The following is a 17,226-nucleotide window of genomic DNA, read 5'->3' on the forward strand; positions in this document are numbered from 1 at the left end:
TTGTTATTCTCCTACTTCTTTCTTGATCCAATCATATCCTTTTTCTTCCAGTTCCAGTGCAAGTTCCGGTCCGGCAGTTTTTACGATACGACCTTTATAAAGGACATGTACAATATCAGGTTTGATATAATCAAGCAAACGTTGGTAGTGGGTAATAACGATCGTGCTTGTTTCAGGAGTTTTCAGTTTGTTCACTCCTTCCGCAACAATACGGAGCGCATCAATATCCAAACCGGAGTCCGTTTCATCAAGGATACTCAACCGCGGTTCCAACATGGCCATCTGGAAAATCTCATTCCGTTTCTTTTCACCACCCGAAAAACCTTCATTCACCGAGCGGTTAGCCAACTTATTATCCAACTCTACTACCGCACGTTTCTCACGCATCAGTTTCAGAAACTCACTGGCTGTCAGCGCAGGCAGACCTTTATATTTGCGTTGCTCATTCACAGCAGCACGCATAAAGTTGACCATGCTCACACCCGGAATCTCTACCGGATACTGGAAACTAAGAAAGATTCCTTCATGGCTACGATCTTCAGGACTCAACTCCAACAGGTTCTTTCCATAAAACGTGACCGAACCTTTTGTTACCTCAAAAGCCGGATTTCCCACCAATACGGAAGAAAGCGTACTTTTACCGGAACCATTCGGCCCCATAATAGCGTGCACCTCACCGGGATTCACCGTCAGGTTAATACCCTTCAATATCTCTTTGCCATTAATGCTGGCATGCAGGTCTTTTATTTCTAACATGATTATATGTACTATTTTTCCATTTACTATTTACTATTAAAAACCCATACTACCGACAATTTACCTCCTACAAGCGCGCAGCCAAATAGTAAATCGTAAATTGCCAACTAGTAAATCACCCCACACTTCCTTCCAACGAGATAGTAAGCAACTTCTGTGCTTCTACCGCAAATTCCATCGGAAGTTTATTCAATACTTCTTTTGCATATCCGTTCACAATAAGCCCGATAGCGTCTTCTGTCGGAATACCGCGCTGGTTGCAATAGAATATTTGGTCTTCACTGATCTTGCTCGTTGTGGCTTCATGTTCCACCACTGCCGTTTCATTGTGAATATCCATATAAGGGAAAGTATGCGCACCGCATTTATCTCCCAGCAACAGAGAGTCACACTGGCTATAATTACGGGCATTATCCGCTTTCTCGGCCACACGTACCAACCCACGATAGGAGTTCTCACTATGTCCGGCGGAGATACCTTTACTTACAATCGTACTGCGGGTGTTCTTGCCCAGATGAATCATTTTCGTTCCGGTATCAGCCTGCTGATAGTTGTTCGTTACAGCTACGGAATAGAATTCAGCGGTCGAGTTATCGCCCGTCAGAATACAGGAAGGGTATTTCCAAGTGATGGCCGAACCGGTTTCCACTTGTGTCCAGGATAATTTACTATCCACTCCCTTGCAGTTACCGCGTTTAGTCACAAAGTTGTATACACCGCCCTTGCCTTCTGCATCGCCCGGATACCAGTTCTGAACAGTGCTGTATTTTACCTCTGCGCGGTCGTGCACAATTATCTCAACGATAGCCGCATGCAACTGATTTTCATCCCGCATCGGCGCTGTACATCCTTCCAGATAAGAAACGTATGAATCGTCGTCCGCCACAATCAGCGTACGTTCAAACTGCCCCGTGTTACGGGCATTGATACGGAAATAGGTGGAAAGTTCCATCGGACAACGTACCCCTTTCGGAATATACACAAAAGAGCCGTCAGAAAAGACAGCGGAGTTCAACGCCGCAAAGAAATTATCCCGGTAACCTACCACCGAGCCCATATATTTCTTCACCAAATCAGGATGTTCCCGCACGGCTTCACTGAACGAGCAGAAGATAATTCCTTTCTCCATCAGCGTTTCCTTGAAGGTAGTCTTTACGGAAACGGAGTCCATAACGGCATCCACCGCCATTCCGCTAAGAGCCATCTGTTCCTCCAAAGGGATACCCAGTTTATTAAACGTCTTTATCAATTCAGGATCGACTTCCTCCATGCTCTTCGGTCCTTCTTTCTTCTTCGTCGGATCGGCATAATAAGAAATCGCCTGATAGTCAATTTCAGGGATACGGAGATGTGCCCAAGTCGGCATCTCCAGCGTCAGCCAGTGGCGGTACGCTTTCAGGCGAAACTCCAGCAACCACTCCGGTTCGTCTTTTTTCGATGAAATCAGACGAATGACATCTTCATTAAGTCCACGCTCAATGATGTCTGTATGCACCTCTGTGGTGAAGCCGTATTTATATTTCTCCTCCGCAAATTTCCGGACAAACTCATTATCAGTCTTCTTTTCGAGTTCGTCTTTCTGATTGGGTTTCATTTTATTGGGTTCTTCTTGTTGCATCTTTATTCTCTAATATATATTGTTGCGTCATATTCTTCGCAGCAGGGAAAAAGATCCCCGCAAACGTTTCCATCGGATAATATAACAAAGATTCTTCCTTTTTTGTTGCACTAATTAACTTATTATCGCTGTCCACAAACTCTATCGCACCGATCACTACACTCGTTAACAACAGAAACTTAAGTGCTCCCAGCCCACTCCCTAACCAGCGGTTCAGCCAGTTCAGCGAAATTGCCTGCATTGCTTTTGTCAATAACGAAGCTATCAGTACAAAAATCAACGGCACGGCAATCCAAATCATGATAAAAGCCAACACCTGCGCAACTGTCATCGAATCCGTCACTGTCGGGCAAAGTTTCTCCGCCAAAGAGGCATATAAAGTTTTCGCCGCCAACAGCCCGACTATTAACCCCAAAATAGAAGCCAACTGGCGGATAAAGCCTTTTACAAAGCCTACCACCGCTCCGGCGCCTATTACAATAAGGATAATGATATCAATCGTTGCCACGTTGTGATTTATGATTTGTGATTTATGATTTATGTTTCTATGATTATGATCTGTGATTTATATTTCTGTCAGGTGATAAAACAATAAAGTGGTAAGGTGGTGTCCCATATAAAATAGTACCACATTACCACCCATCTATTGTTGCAACCATTACTTCGCGAATGGCCTTATACCCTTATAATTCATAAATCATAACTCATAAATCATAAAGTCTGTTTCACTTCTATTTCTTCGAATGTCTCGATCATATCGCCTACCTTCATGTCGTTGCAGTTCACCAGACTGATACCACACTCGAAGTTTGTACCTACTTCCTTCACATCGTCCTTGAAGCGCTTCAACGCGTTGATGTTTCCGGTAAAGATGACGATACCATCGCGGATCAAACGAGCCTTGTCGCTTCGTTTCACCTTTCCGGTCTTCACCATTGCACCGGCTACCAAACCCACCTTCGTAATGTTGAATACTTCGCGGATTTCGATAGTTGCCGTGATTTGTTCCTTCAGTTCCGGAGCCAACATACCTTCCATAGCAGCCTTCACCTCTTCGATTGCATCGTAGATGACAGAGTACTTACGGATGTCGACACCTTCCTGTTCAGCCATCTTAGCGGCAGCACCCGAAGGACGTACCTGGAATCCGACGATAATCGCATCCGAAGCGGCAGCCAGAGAAACATCCGACTCGGAAATTGCTCCCACACCCTTATGGATGACATTTACCTGGATTTGTTCCGTAGACAACTTGATTAATGAGTCGCTCAATGCCTCAACAGAACCGTCCACGTCACCCTTAACGATGATGTTCAATTCCTGGAAGTTACCCAAAGCAATACGACGGCCCAACTCATCCAACGTAAGGATCTTCTGCGTACGCAAGCCCTGTTCACGAGCCAACTGTTCACGTTTGTTGGTGATTTCACGAGCTTCCTGATCGCTTTCAACAACATGGAATGTATCACCTGCGGCAGGTGCACCGTTCAATCCCAATACCAAAGCCGGTTCGGAAGGTCCTGCTTCTTTGATGCGTTGGTTACGTTCGTTGAACATAGCCTTCACACGTCCGTAGCTGGTTCCTGCCAGTACGATGTCTCCCACTTTCAGAGTACCGTTAGATACCAATACAGTAGCTACATATCCACGTCCCTTATCCAGTGAAGATTCGATGATGGAACCCGTAGCATTACGGTCCGGATTTGCTTTCAGGTCGAGCATTTCTGCTTCGAGCAATACTTTTTCCAGCAAATCTTCCACACCCATACCTTTCTTGGCAGAGATATCTTGTGACTGATACTTACCACCCCATTCTTCAACAAGGTAATTCATTGCAGCCAGTTCTTCTTTAATTTTATCCGGATTCGCAGTCGGTTTATCTACCTTATTAATTGCAAATACAATAGGTACACCGGCAGCCATCGCGTGATTGATTGCTTCCTTTGTCTGCGGCATCACGTTATCATCGGCAGCCACAATAATGATAGCAATATCCGTTACTTTCGCACCACGTGCACGCATAGCGGTAAACGCTTCGTGACCCGGAGTATCGAGGAACGTGATACGGCGACCGTCTTCCAGTTGCACGTTATATGCACCGATATGTTGTGTAATACCTCCGGCTTCACCGGCAATTACGTTCGCCTTACGGATATAGTCGAGCAAAGAGGTCTTACCATGGTCAACGTGTCCCATCACTGTAACAATCGGAGCACGTGGTTGCAAATCTTCCGGAGCATCTTCTTCTTCAACGATAGCTTGTGCCACTTCCGCACTTACATATTCTGTCTTGAATCCGAACTCTTCTGCCACCAAATTGATTGTTTCCGCATCCAGACGTTGGTTGATGGAAACCATGATACCAATACTCATACAAGTAGCGATAACCTGATTGACAGATACATCCATCATCGTTGCCAGTTCGTTAGCCGTAACGAACTCGGTCAACTTCAATACCTTGCTGTCTGCCATTTCCTGATCTTCCAGTTCCTGCATACGGTTGGAAGCCATTTCACGTTTTTCTTTACGGTATTTGGACGTCTTGTTCTTACCTTTGGTTGTCAGACGTGCAAGAGTTTCTTTTACCTGTTTTGCTACGTCTTCCTCGCTCACTTCCTGTTTGATAACCGGCTTCTTGAAGCGATCCTTATTATTGTTGTTATTTCTTCTGTTATTATTTCCTTGTCCGCCCTGACCGTTGTTATTACCATTGCCGCCTTTACCTTGTATATTAGGTCTCGGTGCAGCAAAGTTGGAAGTCGCAACGTTATTAACGTCTACCTTTTCTTTATTGATACGGTTACGTTTTTTCTTAGCAGCATCCGCGCTTTCTTTCGGACCGTTCTTCACCACTTTAGAATCATCCTTACGGATTTCTTTGATGATGGCTTCCTTCATCAGTTTCTTCTGATCCTGACGGATTTTCTCTTTCTCTTCACGTTCGCGACGCTTCTCCTCCTTCGATTTCTTCTTCGGACGAGTAGACTGGTTCAATGCAGCCAAGTCGATCTGACCGATCACATTGATCTTCGCGCCTAATTCCGGTTGACGGATTTTGAAAACACCATCATCCTCCGGAGCTTTTTCTGCTACCGGGGTTACTTCAGCCTGTGCAGTTTCCACCTTTTTTTCTTCTTTATGTTCTTCCGCCTTCACAGGTGCAGTTTCTACTACCTTCGGCTCTTCTTTTTTCACTTCTTCTACTACTTTTTCAACTTCTACCGGCTTCGTCTCCACTACAGGTTCCGGCACTACTACGGGCTCAACTACCACTGGAGTAGGCTCTACTACAGAAACAGGAGGTATCACCACCTCTTCTTTCTTCACCTCGGGTTCTCTCTTCTCGGGCTCCTTTTTCACTTCGGGTTTAACGACGGGCCGTTCTACAACAGGTACTTCTTGTTTCTGTTCCGGCTCTTTCTCCACCTTTTCAGGTTTACGACCATTCAGTTTATCCAAATCAATTTTTCCGACAGGTTTAAACTTCGGACGTGCATCCTCAGGTACGACTGTCTTAATCACATCTTCCGACTTCTGTTTCTCCGGCTGCTTTTCGAAGCCTTCAATCGAAACAGACGCCTTATTACGTTCCTTATTCTGACGTTCCTGTATGAAACGCTCCGATTCAAGTCTAAGGTTCTTATCTGTACTAAACTCTTTTACGAGTATAGCGTATTGCTCCTCGCTAATTTTGGTATTAGGATTAGCCTCTACGGTATGCCCTTTCTTTTGCAGGAACTCAACTACCGTCGCGATTCCTACGTTCAAATCTCTTGTAACTTTGTTTAACCTTATCGTCATATTTTAAAATTAATGAATAAATGGAGCTTTAAGAAGTTGAGAGTGGAGAATTGAGAGTTGAGAGTGGAATGAGTATGGATTTCTTTCACTCCCAACTCTCAATTCTCAATTCTCAATTTCTTCACCTTCTTCAAACTCCGATTTCAAAATGCGTATTACCTCGTCCACTGTCTCTTCTTCCAAGTCCGTCTTTTCAATCAACATCTCACGAGGAGCATTCAACACAGCCTTCGCTGTATCAATGCCGATAGCCTTGATGGCGTCGATCACCCATCCGTCGATTTCGTCTCTGAATTCGTCGAGATAGATATCTTCATCCGCTACACTCTCATCCAACTCACGGAACACGTCGATAGTGTACTCAGTTAACATACTGGCCAGTTTGATGTTCAAACCGCCTTTACCGATAGCCAGCGAAACTTCTTCCGGTTTGAGGAAAACCTCCGCTTTCTTCTCTTCCTCATTCAGACGGATAGAAGAAATCTTAGCCGGGCTTAAAGCGCGCTGTATAAACAATGAGATGTTCGATGTGTAATTAATTACGTCGATGTTCTCATTGCGAAGTTCACGAACAATGCCATGAATACGACTTCCCTTTACACCTACACAGGCTCCTACAGGGTCGATTCTGTCATCGTAAGATTCTACCGCGATCTTGGCACGTTCGCCAGGGATACGGGCAATCTTCTTGATGGTAATCAAACCATCATTAATTTCGGGTACTTCCATCTCAAACAAACGTTGCAGGAAAACGGGAGAAGTACGTGACAAGATAATCTTAGGATTATTATTCTTGTTATCCACGCGGGCAACTACTGCACGGGCCGTTTCACCTTTGCGATAGAAATCGCTCGGGATTTGTTCGGTCTTAGGCAACAGCAACTCGTTTCCTTCATCATCTAAGAGCAACATTTCTTTCTTCCAGATCTGATACACTTCTGCATTGATGATCGTACCTACCTTATCTATATATTTATTATAAATACTGTCTTTCTCAAGTTCCAGAATCTTGGAAGCCAATGTCTGGCGGAGATTCAGGATAGCACGACGTCCGAATTTGGCAAAGATCACTTCGTCAGTCACCTCTTCACCTTCTTCGTAGGAAGCATCGATCTTCTGTGCTTCGCTCAACGAAATCTGCATATTCGGGTTAGTCAAATCTTCATCGGCCACAACTTCACGGTTACGCCAGATCTCGAAGTCACCCTTATCCGGGTTCACGATCACGTCGTAATTCTCATCGGTGCCAAACATTTTCGCGATTACGCTACGGAACGACTCTTCGAGTACGCTAACCATCGTCGTTCTATCGATATTCTTCAGTTCCTTAAATTCCGAAAATGTATCAATCAAGCTGATTGTTTCTTCTTTTTTGGCCATAACTATTTAAAGCTAATTAAGTATTTAGTATATTTTATTTGCTCATAAGTAAAGGTTTCGTCCTCTTCTTGCAATTTCGGACGTTTTGATCCTTCTAGTTTTACTTTCTTTTGTACGGCTACCGTAAACTTCTCTTCATCGGCATCTTTCAGTATGCCGGCCAGTTTACGTCCGTCTTTAGTCAATACCTCCACTTCCTGTCCGATGTGGATATAATACTGTTGCAGTACTTTAAAGGGCTGTCCGATACCGGCCGACCCTACTTCCAGTTCATAATCTTCCTCTTCACGGTTCAGTTTTGACTCTATGTAGCGGCTAAGCTCCACACAATCTTCGATCCAAACACCTTCTGCATGGTCAATTTCGACCACAATTTTGTCATCCGGGCTCACAGTTACTTCTACTAAAAAGTAGTCTTTTCCTTCCAGCCACTCATCTACAATCTGACAAACAGTTTTCTTTTCTATCATTTATTAACTATATAAGAACAAAAAAAGGAGCTTAATTGCCCCTCCACCTTTCATCCGTTTCCGGTTGCAAAGATATAAATAATCTATTCGACTACAAAAGATTAAAGAAAAAAAGTATGAATTAACAGTGCTATATTCGTATCTTTACGCCACAATTCAAAAAATAACGACTATGGCACATCGTCTCAACACAAATAAACAGTTTATGGTAGGTAACGGAATTCTTGCTTTTGCCGTCATTTTTGTCGTGGTTATTTTCGTATACATGAGTATGCGGCTACAACGGGAAAAGCAGGAAGAACGTCATTTCATCGAAAGCTACACGATCAGTCTGGTAAAAGGTTTTGCCGGAGATTCTATCTCTTTGTTTGTCAACGACAGCCTCATTTCGAATAAAACCATATCGGAAGAGCCTTACACGGTAGAAGTAGGACGTTTTGCAGAACAAAGCGCTTTATTGATCGTAGATAATAACACAGAATTAGTCTCTACATTTGATCTTAGCGAAAAAGGAGGGGCTTATCAGTTTGAAAAAGAATCGGACGGGATTAAACAATTAGCCAAATAATAAAGACATATCCCCCTATTACGTATCATAACGAACCATTATCAGGAATGTATAAGATTTAGAAGACAGCCAGAAATAGGAGCTTACAAGGCTTTACCAAGATAGAATAAATTAAGTTCGTGACAATGCGAGAATATTATCTTGGCTGTAAAGCATTTTATATTTCCGTACGGTACTTTCTCAATTCTCCCCGCAAGATCAATGCTTTTCCTTCTGTAAATTGATTAAGTAACGCCCAGAATCGTTCGCTATGATTCATCTCGCGGGTATGACATAATTCGTGCAACAACACGTAGTCTATCAAATGAGAAGGCAGCAAAACCAGGTAATAGGATAAATTAATAGCTTTTCGAGCCGAACAACTCCCCCATCTGCCCTGACTGGAGTTTATTTTCACACTCGAATAGGGCAATCCGCATTGCTTGGACAAGAAGGCTAAACGTGAAGGCAGAATACTTTTGGCATTTCGTCTCAATGATTCTTCAATAACCTTATGCAACCAGCTTTGCAGTTTTTCATCTGTAAAATCGGCATGAGGCGGACAAACGATCTCCATTACACCCAACCGGGAATTAGCCAGAAACTGATCTTTCTCGCCCGACACCAAGGATAGTTTAAAATGCTCCGCATCAATCTTATAATTCAAATCAATCAACGGACGAGCGATTTTTTGCCGGGAGGCCAGAAGTTTTCCACGCAAATTCTCGATGGCCTGTTTCACTTCTTTCAGGGTGGTACCGGGAGGAACTGAAACATAAACAGCATCACTCTTGGTACGAAACACAAGACTTCTCGCACGTGAATTGACGCGTATCACCAAGCGCCCTAACTCATCATCTTCTATAATCTTATCCATTATAATCCTCCTATCAACAGCCACAAAAGTAATAAAAAAGAAGATGCTAACGAAAAACTTTATGGAAGATGCAACTTTAGATCAAGTTCTTCCGTCTAACCATTATATCAATCATAGAAAAACGTAATTATGAAAACAAGTTTATTGCTCGTATTAGTCACGGGAATGTTTCTAGTACTTACTGCCGGCTCTTGCTTGCAGGGAAAACACATCGTAGGCAGCAAGAATTACATCTCCAAAGAAGTGAAAGCCGACCACTTCAATGAAATCAAACTAGTGGGAAGTGCCAACATCAGTTATTGGCAAGACACATGCAGCCATGTCGAAATTCATGGTTCCGACAACATCATACCACTTATTGAAACGTATGTGGAGGGTAGTACATTCATTATAAAGTTCAAGAAGAATGTCACTATCTGGAAAGGAAAACTGGAAATAAAAGTTTTTGCTCCGGAACTGAATAAGCTGTCGGTCAACGGTTCAGGAAATATAAGATTAATCAATGGGATACAAACCTCTAAAGATATTGAATTCCACATCAACGGTTCGGGCAACATTCAGGGAGAAGGATTCAATTGCCAAAAAATGGCCGTTTCAATTAATGGCTCGGGAGATGTAAGACTACAACAAATAGAGAGTCAGGAATGTCAGGCAAGTATTTCCGGTTCGGGCAATATCAATCTGAACGGCAAAGCCATTCAAGCGAGCTATTCTATTGCCGGATCAGGAAATATTCAGGCCGCCGATTTGCAAGCAGAAAACACAGATGCAAGCATTAGCGGCTCCGGCAACATCAGTTGCTATGCCAGCCAGAAGCTGGTTGCCCGCGTCAAAGGAAGCGGTGATATTGCCTATAAAGGAGATCCTCAAGAAGTGGATGCTCCAAGAAAAAATATACGGCAGATCAAATAAAGACAGTTTAAATAAAGACAGTTTAAAAACATAAAAGGGCTACTGCATCGCGCGGTAGCCCATTTATTTAGTTAGTTTCATTATAAAAATTTGAGAGAATTGAAAACTTCACAGTTTCGCCTTCGTTGTTGTTTTAATTAAGCACACTAACTATATTATATGTTTAAAGCAAATGAAAATGTCTATTCGTTTATAACTTGCACCTTATGGTTGATCTTCGCCAGGCTATCCGCCAAAACCTGTTCCGCTTTCACATCATTTGAGATAGCGACCGACGGTGCAGTTACTTGTTTACCAATGGTATCCGTAGCCAATACACTTCCATCATCTCCGGAGAAAGAATGTTGTGCCACATTCCCCAAAGAAAGGATGATTGCAATTACGGCAGCAGCCTTGAACAGAGGAATAAAACGACCGGTCAGTGTCAAACGTTTCGCTTTTACTACCGTAGGCTCCACCTCTGCCAGAATACGTGCATCAAAGTCTTCGCCCAGTCCTACTTCCTGCTGAACCTGCTGATAAACAAACAGATTCTTATAGCGAAGCAAATGAGCCGGAACTTCTTCCTTTGCGAAGAAGTCGCGCAATGTTGCTTCCTCCTCAACGGAAGTTTCGCATTGCCAGTATCGCTCGAGGAGCTGTTCTATATCCTTATAATCCATATTCGTCAATTTCTAAATACCTTTGTTTTACTTTTTGTCTGGCTCTGAAGAGATTCACTTTGACTTGTTCCTCTGTCAGATTCAGCAAGGTTGCAATTTTTTTATAGCTTTCACCTTCAATGTCCCTCAGTTGCATGATAAGCCGCTGTTTTTCGGGAAGTTCGTTTACCAGTCTATTAATGATATTCATTCTTTCATCATGAATCATCTGGTCGTACGGACTGTTTGCATCAGGTTCTTCCTCCATTTCGGGGGTGAGTTCCACATTTTGAGCTTCTTTCTTTTGACTCCGGTCTATCGCCAGGTTCTTTGCCACTGTCAGGCAATAGGCTTCGACCGATTCAAATTGAGACCACTCATCACGCTTGTTCCACACTCTTATCATGGTATCCTGAACGACATCCTCGGCTTCGGCCCTATCCAGGGTGATTCTGAGAGCCAATCGAAAGAGTTTATCCTTCAACGGCAAAATATCGTTTCGGAAGCTGATTTCTTGCATCTCTATAATAATGACGGGCTAGGATATGAAAAGTTACAGTCGCCCACTACTTTTTTTTGAATTATTTTTTTATTCTCGTTCCTCCAGAGTCGTTAATCGCTGACGCTAAAGTAATTACCACTTCAGAAACTCCTGCATTTATTGCTTCAAAAGAATTTTCCAACTTAGGAATCATACCTCCTTGAATAACGCCATCGGCTACATATTGTCCAAATTCGGCACGGGTGATTTGAGGAATCACACTGTCGTCATCATTCTCATCACGCAACACACCTTTCTTCTCGAAACAATACACCAATGTCACATCAAACAGAGCCGACAACGCTTTCGCTGTCTCCCCGGCAATGGTATCTGCATTCGTATTCAACATATTGCCGTGACCGTCGTGTGTCAATGGAGCCATCACGGGAACAACGCCTTTATGTATCAAATCCGACAATAAAGTGGCATCCACCTGTTCCACATCTCCCACAAACCCGTAGTCTACGTCTTTCACCGGACGTTTCACCGAACGGATTACATTCATATCCGCTCCGGTCAATCCGAGTGCATTGACTCCGCGTGCTTGCAGACCTGCCACAATGTTTTTATTCACCAATCCGCCGTACACCATCGTTACGACTTTCAACGTTTCGGCATCGGTAATCCGACGACCATTTACCATTTTGCTTTCAATACCCAGTTGCGCGGCAATCTTTGTTGCCGAACGACCGCCACCATGAACCAACACTTTATGTCCGTCAATAGCGGCAAAGTCATTTAACAACTGACGAAGGGTGGCTTCCTCTTCTACGATTTTGCCACCCACCTTAATAACTGTTAGTTTTTCTCTCATTTCTTGATTTCTAATAAGTTCACCGAATGGAGAATCCGGCTCCGGCACTTTGCCGATTATTCCAAATAAGTATATCCGTAAAGCCCCGAACGATAGTTGGAAAGGAATTCTTTTCCTTCTTCCAAGGAGATTTTTCCTTCTTTCACTGATTTCGTCACCCAAGTTTCGAGCGTACGTACCAGCTTCTTCGGATTGTACTGCACATAGTCCAATACCTCCGCTACCGTTTCTCCGTCGATAATCTGTTCGATATTATATCCTTTCTCGTTCACCGAAACATGCACGGCATTCGTATCACCGAACAAATTATGCATATCTCCCAAAATCTCCTGATAAGCTCCCACCAGGAACACAGCCACATAATAAGGTTCTGTTTTCTTCAGTGCATGTACAGGCAGATAATGAGCCACGTTACGGGTAGAGATAAAGTTGGCAATTTTACCGTCCGAGTCGCAGGTAATATCTTGTAAGGTAGCCGAACGCTCCGGTTTTTCATCCAATCGCTGAATAGGCATGATCGGGAATATCTGGTCAATTGCCCAAGAGTCAGGAAGTGACTGAAACAGCGAGAAGTTACAGAAATATTTATCGGCAAGCAGTTTGGACAATCCACGGAATTCATCGGGCGCATGCTTCAAACCGGCTGCAATCTGATTAATCTCACGTGTAATAGACCAATACAGACGCTCGATTTGTGCACGGGTTTTCAGATCCACGATTCCATGACTGAACAAGTCCAGCGCTTCCTCCCTGATCTGCTGCGCATCGTGCCATGCTTCCAACATCTTGTTCTGGTTCAGCGAATCCCAGATTCCATATAACTCCTGCACCAATTCGTGTGCATCCGGAGCAATTTCCTCCTCGTCATCCCATTCGGGTAAAGTAGCGGTTTCAAGAACTTCAAAGATGAGAACAGAATGGTGTGCCGTCAATGCACGCCCACTTTCCGTTATGATATTCGGGTGCGGGATACCATTCTTATCGCTCACGTCTACCAGCGTAGAGATAGAGTCGTTTACATATTCCTGAATGGAATAGTTTACGCTACCTTCACTATTGGACGAACGGGTTCCGTCATAATCCACTCCCAGTCCACCGCCAATATCAACAAACTCCACATTGAAACCCATTGAATGGAGCTGCACGTAGAATTGTGAAGCCTCACGCAAAGCCGTTTTGATACGACGGATCTTCGTCACCTGACTGCCGATATGGAAATGAATCAGTTTCAGACAATCTTTCAAACCTTTGCTCTCCAGAAAATCGAGCGCTTCGAGAAGTTCGCTGGAAGTCAAGCCGAACTTGCTGGCATCTCCTCCCGACTCTTCCCACTTTCCGCTTCCGGAAGAAGCGAGTTTGATACGTATACCAATGTTAGGCTGCACATTCAGCTGCTTTGCCATTTTTGCTATCAGCTTCAGTTCGTTCATCTTCTCCACAACGAGATAGATACGTTTACCCATCTTTTGGGCAAGCAGAGCCAGTTCAATATAACTTTCGTCTTTATATCCGTTGCAAACAATCAATGAGTCGGAGTCCGTATTGACCGCAATCACCGCATGGAGTTCCGGTTTAGAGCCGGCTTCCAGTCCGAGATTGAACTTCTTTCCGTGGCTGATAATTTCTTCCACCACAGGGCGCATCTGGTTGACCTTAATCGGATAAATAATAAAGTTCTGGGCTTTATAACCATACTCCTCGGCTGCCTGTTTAAAGCAGGATGACATCTTTTCAATACGGTTGTCCAAAATATCCGGGAAACGCACCAGCATGGGAGATGCCACATCACGCAATTGTAGCTCATCGACCAGTTCTTTCAAATCAACGGATACTCCATCTTTACGAGGTGTAACAACGACATGACCTTTGTCATTAATACCAAAGTACGAGGTACCCCAACCTGTGATGTTGTAGAGTTCCTCAGAATCTTCAATACGCCACTTTCTCATTTTCTGTTATTCAGTGTTTTTAGTAAATAATTGGACGGCAAAAATACGGATTAATCTACATGTTGGCAATTAATTGGACATTAATTGTTTCAAACGGTCCATATAACCACTATTTTCGTTGCGGGCGTCATAGCGAAGTGCCAGCTCTTCCGCCTGCTGATAGAAATAATTGCGAAGCTCGCTGACCTGATAAATTCCATCCGGACGATAAAGAGGGAATTCCTCCGGCAACGACAAAGAGACTTCCGGACGGGTCTCATACTTCAAGGCCTCTACCATATCGCAAGAGAAGCGATATTTCTTCAACGTATTCGTACGCAAACTCCAACCGATGCACCGCTCGGCATACTCCCAGCCTCTTTCCGGCTTCGTCATTATATTATAAGCAATAAACAATCCCAAGTAGAGCAAAAGATATTCATCCTTTTCTCTTCCCTGCAATGCTTCTTCGGCACGTGCACACATATCAGCGGCCACCTCCGGTTTGCCAGCTTTCTGTGCATAATAAGAGAGCTTCAAGTAAGCCCGCAAATTGGCTTCATAACAGGTGACCTGCTTATTAATCAATGGCTGCGCCCGGCTGTAAGCCTCATCAAACTGCCCTGTTTCCAAATAATAATCCAGCATAAAATTCAGTTCGCAAGCCTCACACGACTGACCGTCTATCTTTTCATTCAGCATCTTGTCAATGTATTCTTTTGCCTTGTCATACTGTCGCATCCAAACACATTCCACAGACCAGCGGTGATAATAACTCCGCAAAGAATATCCATTCCGGAGAATACGGGTTTTATAATCCTCACCGATCGCTTTCACCTGTTCCATCGGAATTTCCGGCAGATCGAACGTACAAGCCCAGATCCATTTATATTTCCACAACAAGTCATCTTCTTTGATTACATCCTTGTGATTCTCGTAATCATCCAGGATTTTAGAGAACACGGTAATCTCTTCCGCATCTGCCGAAAGAAGATTCAGTTCATAGATAAGATCCAGTCTCAACTCCGTAGCCCATTCCACATCTTCGTTCTCATCAGCGATGCGGATAGCTTCTTTCAATAGATTAGCTTTTTCACGGGGATGCAGGCTGTCATTCTGTGTCTGCAACAGCAGTTTTTGTATTTCAAGTGTGTATCTCATATTCTTTTTTTAATTCAGGAAATTTATAAAATCATTCATTTTCGAAGTCATCAGTTCGCTAAGCGAACGGTTGAAAAGCTCCATTTCTTCACTGTTCACCGGATATTTACCTTGCAAAAGCGACTGTACATACAATATATGCACCACATGCTGAAACAGTTTATTGTCTCCCTGTATTTGCAATAAAGTCTGCACCATTTCGTTATCCGCATTGAAAGTGAGTGTCGGTGGAATCTGCTTGGCAGTATTCACAGCCCCCAATACAGCCGCCAACGGATTATTGGCACTTTTAGCTACATTCTCCTTTTCCTCCGCCACAAAGATTACCGGAATATCCACCGGAGTAAAATGTTTCAGACGGCAGACACAGCCAAACCGCTTCAACAGCTCGTTTGCTTTCATTTCAAAAGCCTGAAACTCTTTATTCGCCTCCACTTCGCCAAACTGTTCCAGCAACCGTGAAGGAGATATTTCATCCAACGTAAGTTCCGGATTCAGACGGACATACTTTTTCAACAAAGTTTCATCAAAAGTGTAAGCAGCATTCACCACCAACCATCCTTGCGCTCCGGCTATACGGCGCACCTGACGGAAATCTTCCAAATTCTTGGTATAGCATATCACATTGCTTGCCGAACGAATACTTCCAAAACCACGCAGCCCCTTATTTGTTTCAAAAGGAAGATAATCCATAAACAAACGGAGCAATTCATTGTCTTCCGAAGCAATCGCCTTGATATGGAAGTGATGAACATCCAAGATCCGGTTGAACATGGCTCGGTCATTCTGCACCAATCCCCGCAGATAATCCTTGATAGCTACCCCGATCTCTTTCCGTGCATCCTTCAACTGGTCATTGCTCACCAAAGACTCGCGGGAAGCAGTAGACAGCAATCCGTCCGCATTCACCAGACAACGGATAAAGAAAGCCCACGGCGGCAGCAGGTTACAATCGTCCTCACTCAACAGCATACGTTTAAGGTAGACCTTATGAGAATTGCGTACTGAAAATTGTGTTCGGAAAGGCAAAACATAAAGCACCCCTTCTACCTTACCACTTTCAGTATAAATCCGGAAAGCATCAAGAGCAGACGACTGGAATACTTTTGCCCCATAATCCAGCAACTCCTTGCGAGTCGCCTTCGGGTCAAGCCATACAGGCGAAGGCGTATTTACCAACTCCTCTTCCCCCTGATAATGCAGATAGATAGGATATGGCAACACTTCCCCATAACTGACCAGTATCTTCTTAAACGTTTCATATTCAAAAAGATGCATCCAGTCTCCTTTCGGATGCAACACCACCTGCGACCCGATAGGCCGTTCTTCGTCCGATAAAGTCAGCTGATACGTCCCATCTACTTTGCCACACCAGCAAACAGGCTGTCCGCCCATTGCCGAACGACTCTCCACGGTGATTTCATTAGTCACCACAAAACAAGATAACAATCCGATACCGAACCTTCCGATAAAATCGTCCGCATCGGGAGTATCCCGTTTTGAACTCTCTCCGATAACCGTCAGAAAACGATAAACTTCCTCTTCTTTCAGTCCGACTCCATTATCCCTGAACACCACCGTTTTGTCTTCATTCAGAAAGACATCGATACGTCCTTTATAATTCTCGTCGATATTGCGTAGTGCCGTGATGGCATCTACGCAATTCTGCAACAGTTCGCGAACAAAAGTATTCGGGTTACTATAAATGTGCTCTGATAACAGGGCAATCATACCTTTAAGATTGACCTGAAACAGATTATTCCCTTCTTTTTCCATGTTC

General features: G+C 43.8%; 15 protein-coding genes. 2 read left to right on the top strand and 13 right to left on the bottom strand.

Features of this window, described 5'->3' with window-relative positions; translation table 11 throughout:
• Positions 1-3: 3 nt before the first annotated feature.
• From sufC to rimP, 6 genes are all read right to left on the bottom strand, one after another.
• Positions 4-756: a Fe-S cluster assembly ATPase SufC gene (gene sufC / locus BSAG_RS08350; protein ID WP_004307398.1), complete on the bottom strand. Its 753-nt coding sequence runs from the start codon at positions 754-756 to the stop codon at positions 4-6.
• 115 nt (positions 757-871) lie between these two features.
• Complete coding sequence (sufB, locus tag BSAG_RS08345) at positions 872-2,374, bottom strand: Fe-S cluster assembly protein SufB (protein ID WP_004309458.1); 1,503 nt, start codon at positions 2,372-2,374, stop codon at positions 872-874.
• Positions 2,352-2,882, bottom strand: a complete 531-nt coding sequence (locus tag BSAG_RS08340) for a CvpA family protein (RefSeq protein ID WP_004315413.1) — start codon at positions 2,880-2,882, stop codon at positions 2,352-2,354. The genes sufB and BSAG_RS08340 overlap by 23 nt, the downstream gene beginning before the upstream one ends.
• Before the next feature lie 203 nt (positions 2,883-3,085).
• On the bottom strand, positions 3,086-6,175 hold the full coding sequence (infB, locus tag BSAG_RS08335; RefSeq protein WP_008770434.1) for a translation initiation factor IF-2: 3,090 nt from the start codon (positions 6,173-6,175) through the stop codon (positions 3,086-3,088).
• A gap of 105 nt (positions 6,176-6,280) precedes the next feature.
• Positions 6,281-7,555, bottom strand: coding sequence for a transcription termination factor NusA (nusA, locus tag BSAG_RS08330; RefSeq protein ID WP_004309455.1), 1,275 nt, complete (start codon positions 7,553-7,555; stop codon positions 6,281-6,283).
• 2 nt (positions 7,556-7,557) lie between these two features.
• The gene (gene rimP, locus BSAG_RS08325) at positions 7,558-8,025 is read right to left on the bottom strand and encodes a ribosome assembly cofactor RimP (RefSeq protein ID WP_004315414.1); all 468 of its coding nucleotides are present in this window, start codon (positions 8,023-8,025) and stop codon (positions 7,558-7,560) included.
• Positions 8,026-8,197: 172 nt separating this feature from the next.
• Between rimP and BSAG_RS08320 the strand changes: the two genes are divergently transcribed.
• The gene (locus BSAG_RS08320; protein ID WP_008024082.1) at positions 8,198-8,593 is read left to right on the top strand and encodes a hypothetical protein; all 396 of its coding nucleotides are present in this window, start codon (positions 8,198-8,200) and stop codon (positions 8,591-8,593) included.
• 157 nt (positions 8,594-8,750) lie between these two features.
• On the opposite strand, the gene BSAG_RS08315 is transcribed toward BSAG_RS08320, so the two are convergent.
• On the bottom strand, positions 8,751-9,449 hold the full coding sequence (locus BSAG_RS08315; RefSeq protein ID WP_004315416.1) for a SprT family zinc-dependent metalloprotease: 699 nt from the start codon (positions 9,447-9,449) through the stop codon (positions 8,751-8,753).
• Between the two features lie 129 nt (positions 9,450-9,578).
• Here BSAG_RS08315 and BSAG_RS08310 point away from each other — a divergent pair, with 129 nt between their 5' ends.
• Positions 9,579-10,361, top strand: coding sequence for a head GIN domain-containing protein (locus BSAG_RS08310; protein WP_007756445.1), 783 nt, complete (start codon positions 9,579-9,581; stop codon positions 10,359-10,361).
• A 182-nt stretch (positions 10,362-10,543) separates the two neighbouring features.
• Here BSAG_RS08310 and BSAG_RS08305 read toward each other — a convergent pair whose 3' ends face one another.
• The 6 genes from BSAG_RS08305 to BSAG_RS08280 all read right to left on the bottom strand — a co-directional run bounded on the left by BSAG_RS08305 (position 10,544) and on the right by BSAG_RS08280 (position 17,222).
• Positions 10,544-11,023 (bottom strand): hypothetical protein, encoded by a 480-nt coding sequence (locus tag BSAG_RS08305; protein WP_004315419.1) that lies wholly within the window; start codon positions 11,021-11,023, stop codon positions 10,544-10,546.
• Complete coding sequence (locus BSAG_RS08300; RefSeq protein ID WP_004315420.1) at positions 11,013-11,522, bottom strand: RNA polymerase sigma factor; 510 nt, start codon at positions 11,520-11,522, stop codon at positions 11,013-11,015. Before BSAG_RS08300 ends, BSAG_RS08305 begins: the two co-directional genes overlap by 11 nt.
• A gap of 61 nt (positions 11,523-11,583) precedes the next feature.
• A complete protein-coding gene (gene argB, locus BSAG_RS08295) occupies positions 11,584-12,357 on the bottom strand; it encodes an acetylglutamate kinase (RefSeq protein WP_008770435.1) in 774 nt (257 codons plus the stop codon).
• Between the two features lie 56 nt (positions 12,358-12,413).
• Entirely contained in the window at positions 12,414-14,306 is a 1,893-nt protein-coding gene (gene speA / locus BSAG_RS08290) for a biosynthetic arginine decarboxylase (RefSeq protein ID WP_008019353.1), read from the bottom strand.
• A gap of 69 nt (positions 14,307-14,375) precedes the next feature.
• Positions 14,376-15,446: a hypothetical protein gene (locus tag BSAG_RS08285; protein ID WP_004314503.1), complete on the bottom strand. Its 1,071-nt coding sequence runs from the start codon at positions 15,444-15,446 to the stop codon at positions 14,376-14,378.
• A 9-nt stretch (positions 15,447-15,455) separates the two neighbouring features.
• Complete coding sequence (locus tag BSAG_RS08280; RefSeq protein ID WP_004314500.1) at positions 15,456-17,222, bottom strand: HSP90 family protein; 1,767 nt, start codon at positions 17,220-17,222, stop codon at positions 15,456-15,458.
• Between the last annotated feature and the right edge of the window lie 4 nt (positions 17,223-17,226).

The organism is Bacteroides sp. D1 (assembly GCF_000157095.2).
In the GTDB taxonomy this organism is placed as follows: Bacteria; Bacteroidota; Bacteroidia; order Bacteroidales; family Bacteroidaceae; genus Bacteroides; species Bacteroides xylanisolvens.

Coding starts and splice junctions, on each gene's coding strand:
- sufC (WP_004307398.1), bottom strand. CDS start 756: ATGTTAGAAATAAAAGACCTGCATGCCAGCATTAATGGCAAAGAGATA.
- sufB (WP_004309458.1), bottom strand. CDS start 2,374: ATGCAACAAGAAGAACCCAATAAAATGAAACCCAATCAGAAAGACGAA.
- infB (WP_008770434.1), bottom strand. CDS start 6,175: ATGACGATAAGGTTAAACAAAGTTACAAGAGATTTGAACGTAGGAATC.
- nusA (WP_004309455.1), bottom strand. CDS start 7,555: ATGGCCAAAAAAGAAGAAACAATCAGCTTGATTGATACATTTTCGGAA.
- rimP (WP_004315414.1), bottom strand. CDS start 8,025: ATGATAGAAAAGAAAACTGTTTGTCAGATTGTAGATGAGTGGCTGGAA.
- BSAG_RS08320 (WP_008024082.1), top strand. CDS start 8,198: ATGGCACATCGTCTCAACACAAATAAACAGTTTATGGTAGGTAACGGA.
- BSAG_RS08315 (WP_004315416.1), bottom strand. CDS start 9,449: ATGGATAAGATTATAGAAGATGATGAGTTAGGGCGCTTGGTGATACGC.
- BSAG_RS08310 (WP_007756445.1), top strand. CDS start 9,579: ATGAAAACAAGTTTATTGCTCGTATTAGTCACGGGAATGTTTCTAGTA.
- BSAG_RS08305 (WP_004315419.1), bottom strand. CDS start 11,023: ATGGATTATAAGGATATAGAACAGCTCCTCGAGCGATACTGGCAATGC.
- BSAG_RS08300 (WP_004315420.1), bottom strand. CDS start 11,522: ATGCAAGAAATCAGCTTCCGAAACGATATTTTGCCGTTGAAGGATAAA.
- argB (WP_008770435.1), bottom strand. CDS start 12,357: ATGAGAGAAAAACTAACAGTTATTAAGGTGGGTGGCAAAATCGTAGAA.
- speA (WP_008019353.1), bottom strand. CDS start 14,306: ATGAGAAAGTGGCGTATTGAAGATTCTGAGGAACTCTACAACATCACA.
- BSAG_RS08285 (WP_004314503.1), bottom strand. CDS start 15,446: ATGAGATACACACTTGAAATACAAAAACTGCTGTTGCAGACACAGAAT.
- BSAG_RS08280 (WP_004314500.1), bottom strand. CDS start 17,222: ATGGAAAAAGAAGGGAATAATCTGTTTCAGGTCAATCTTAAAGGTATG.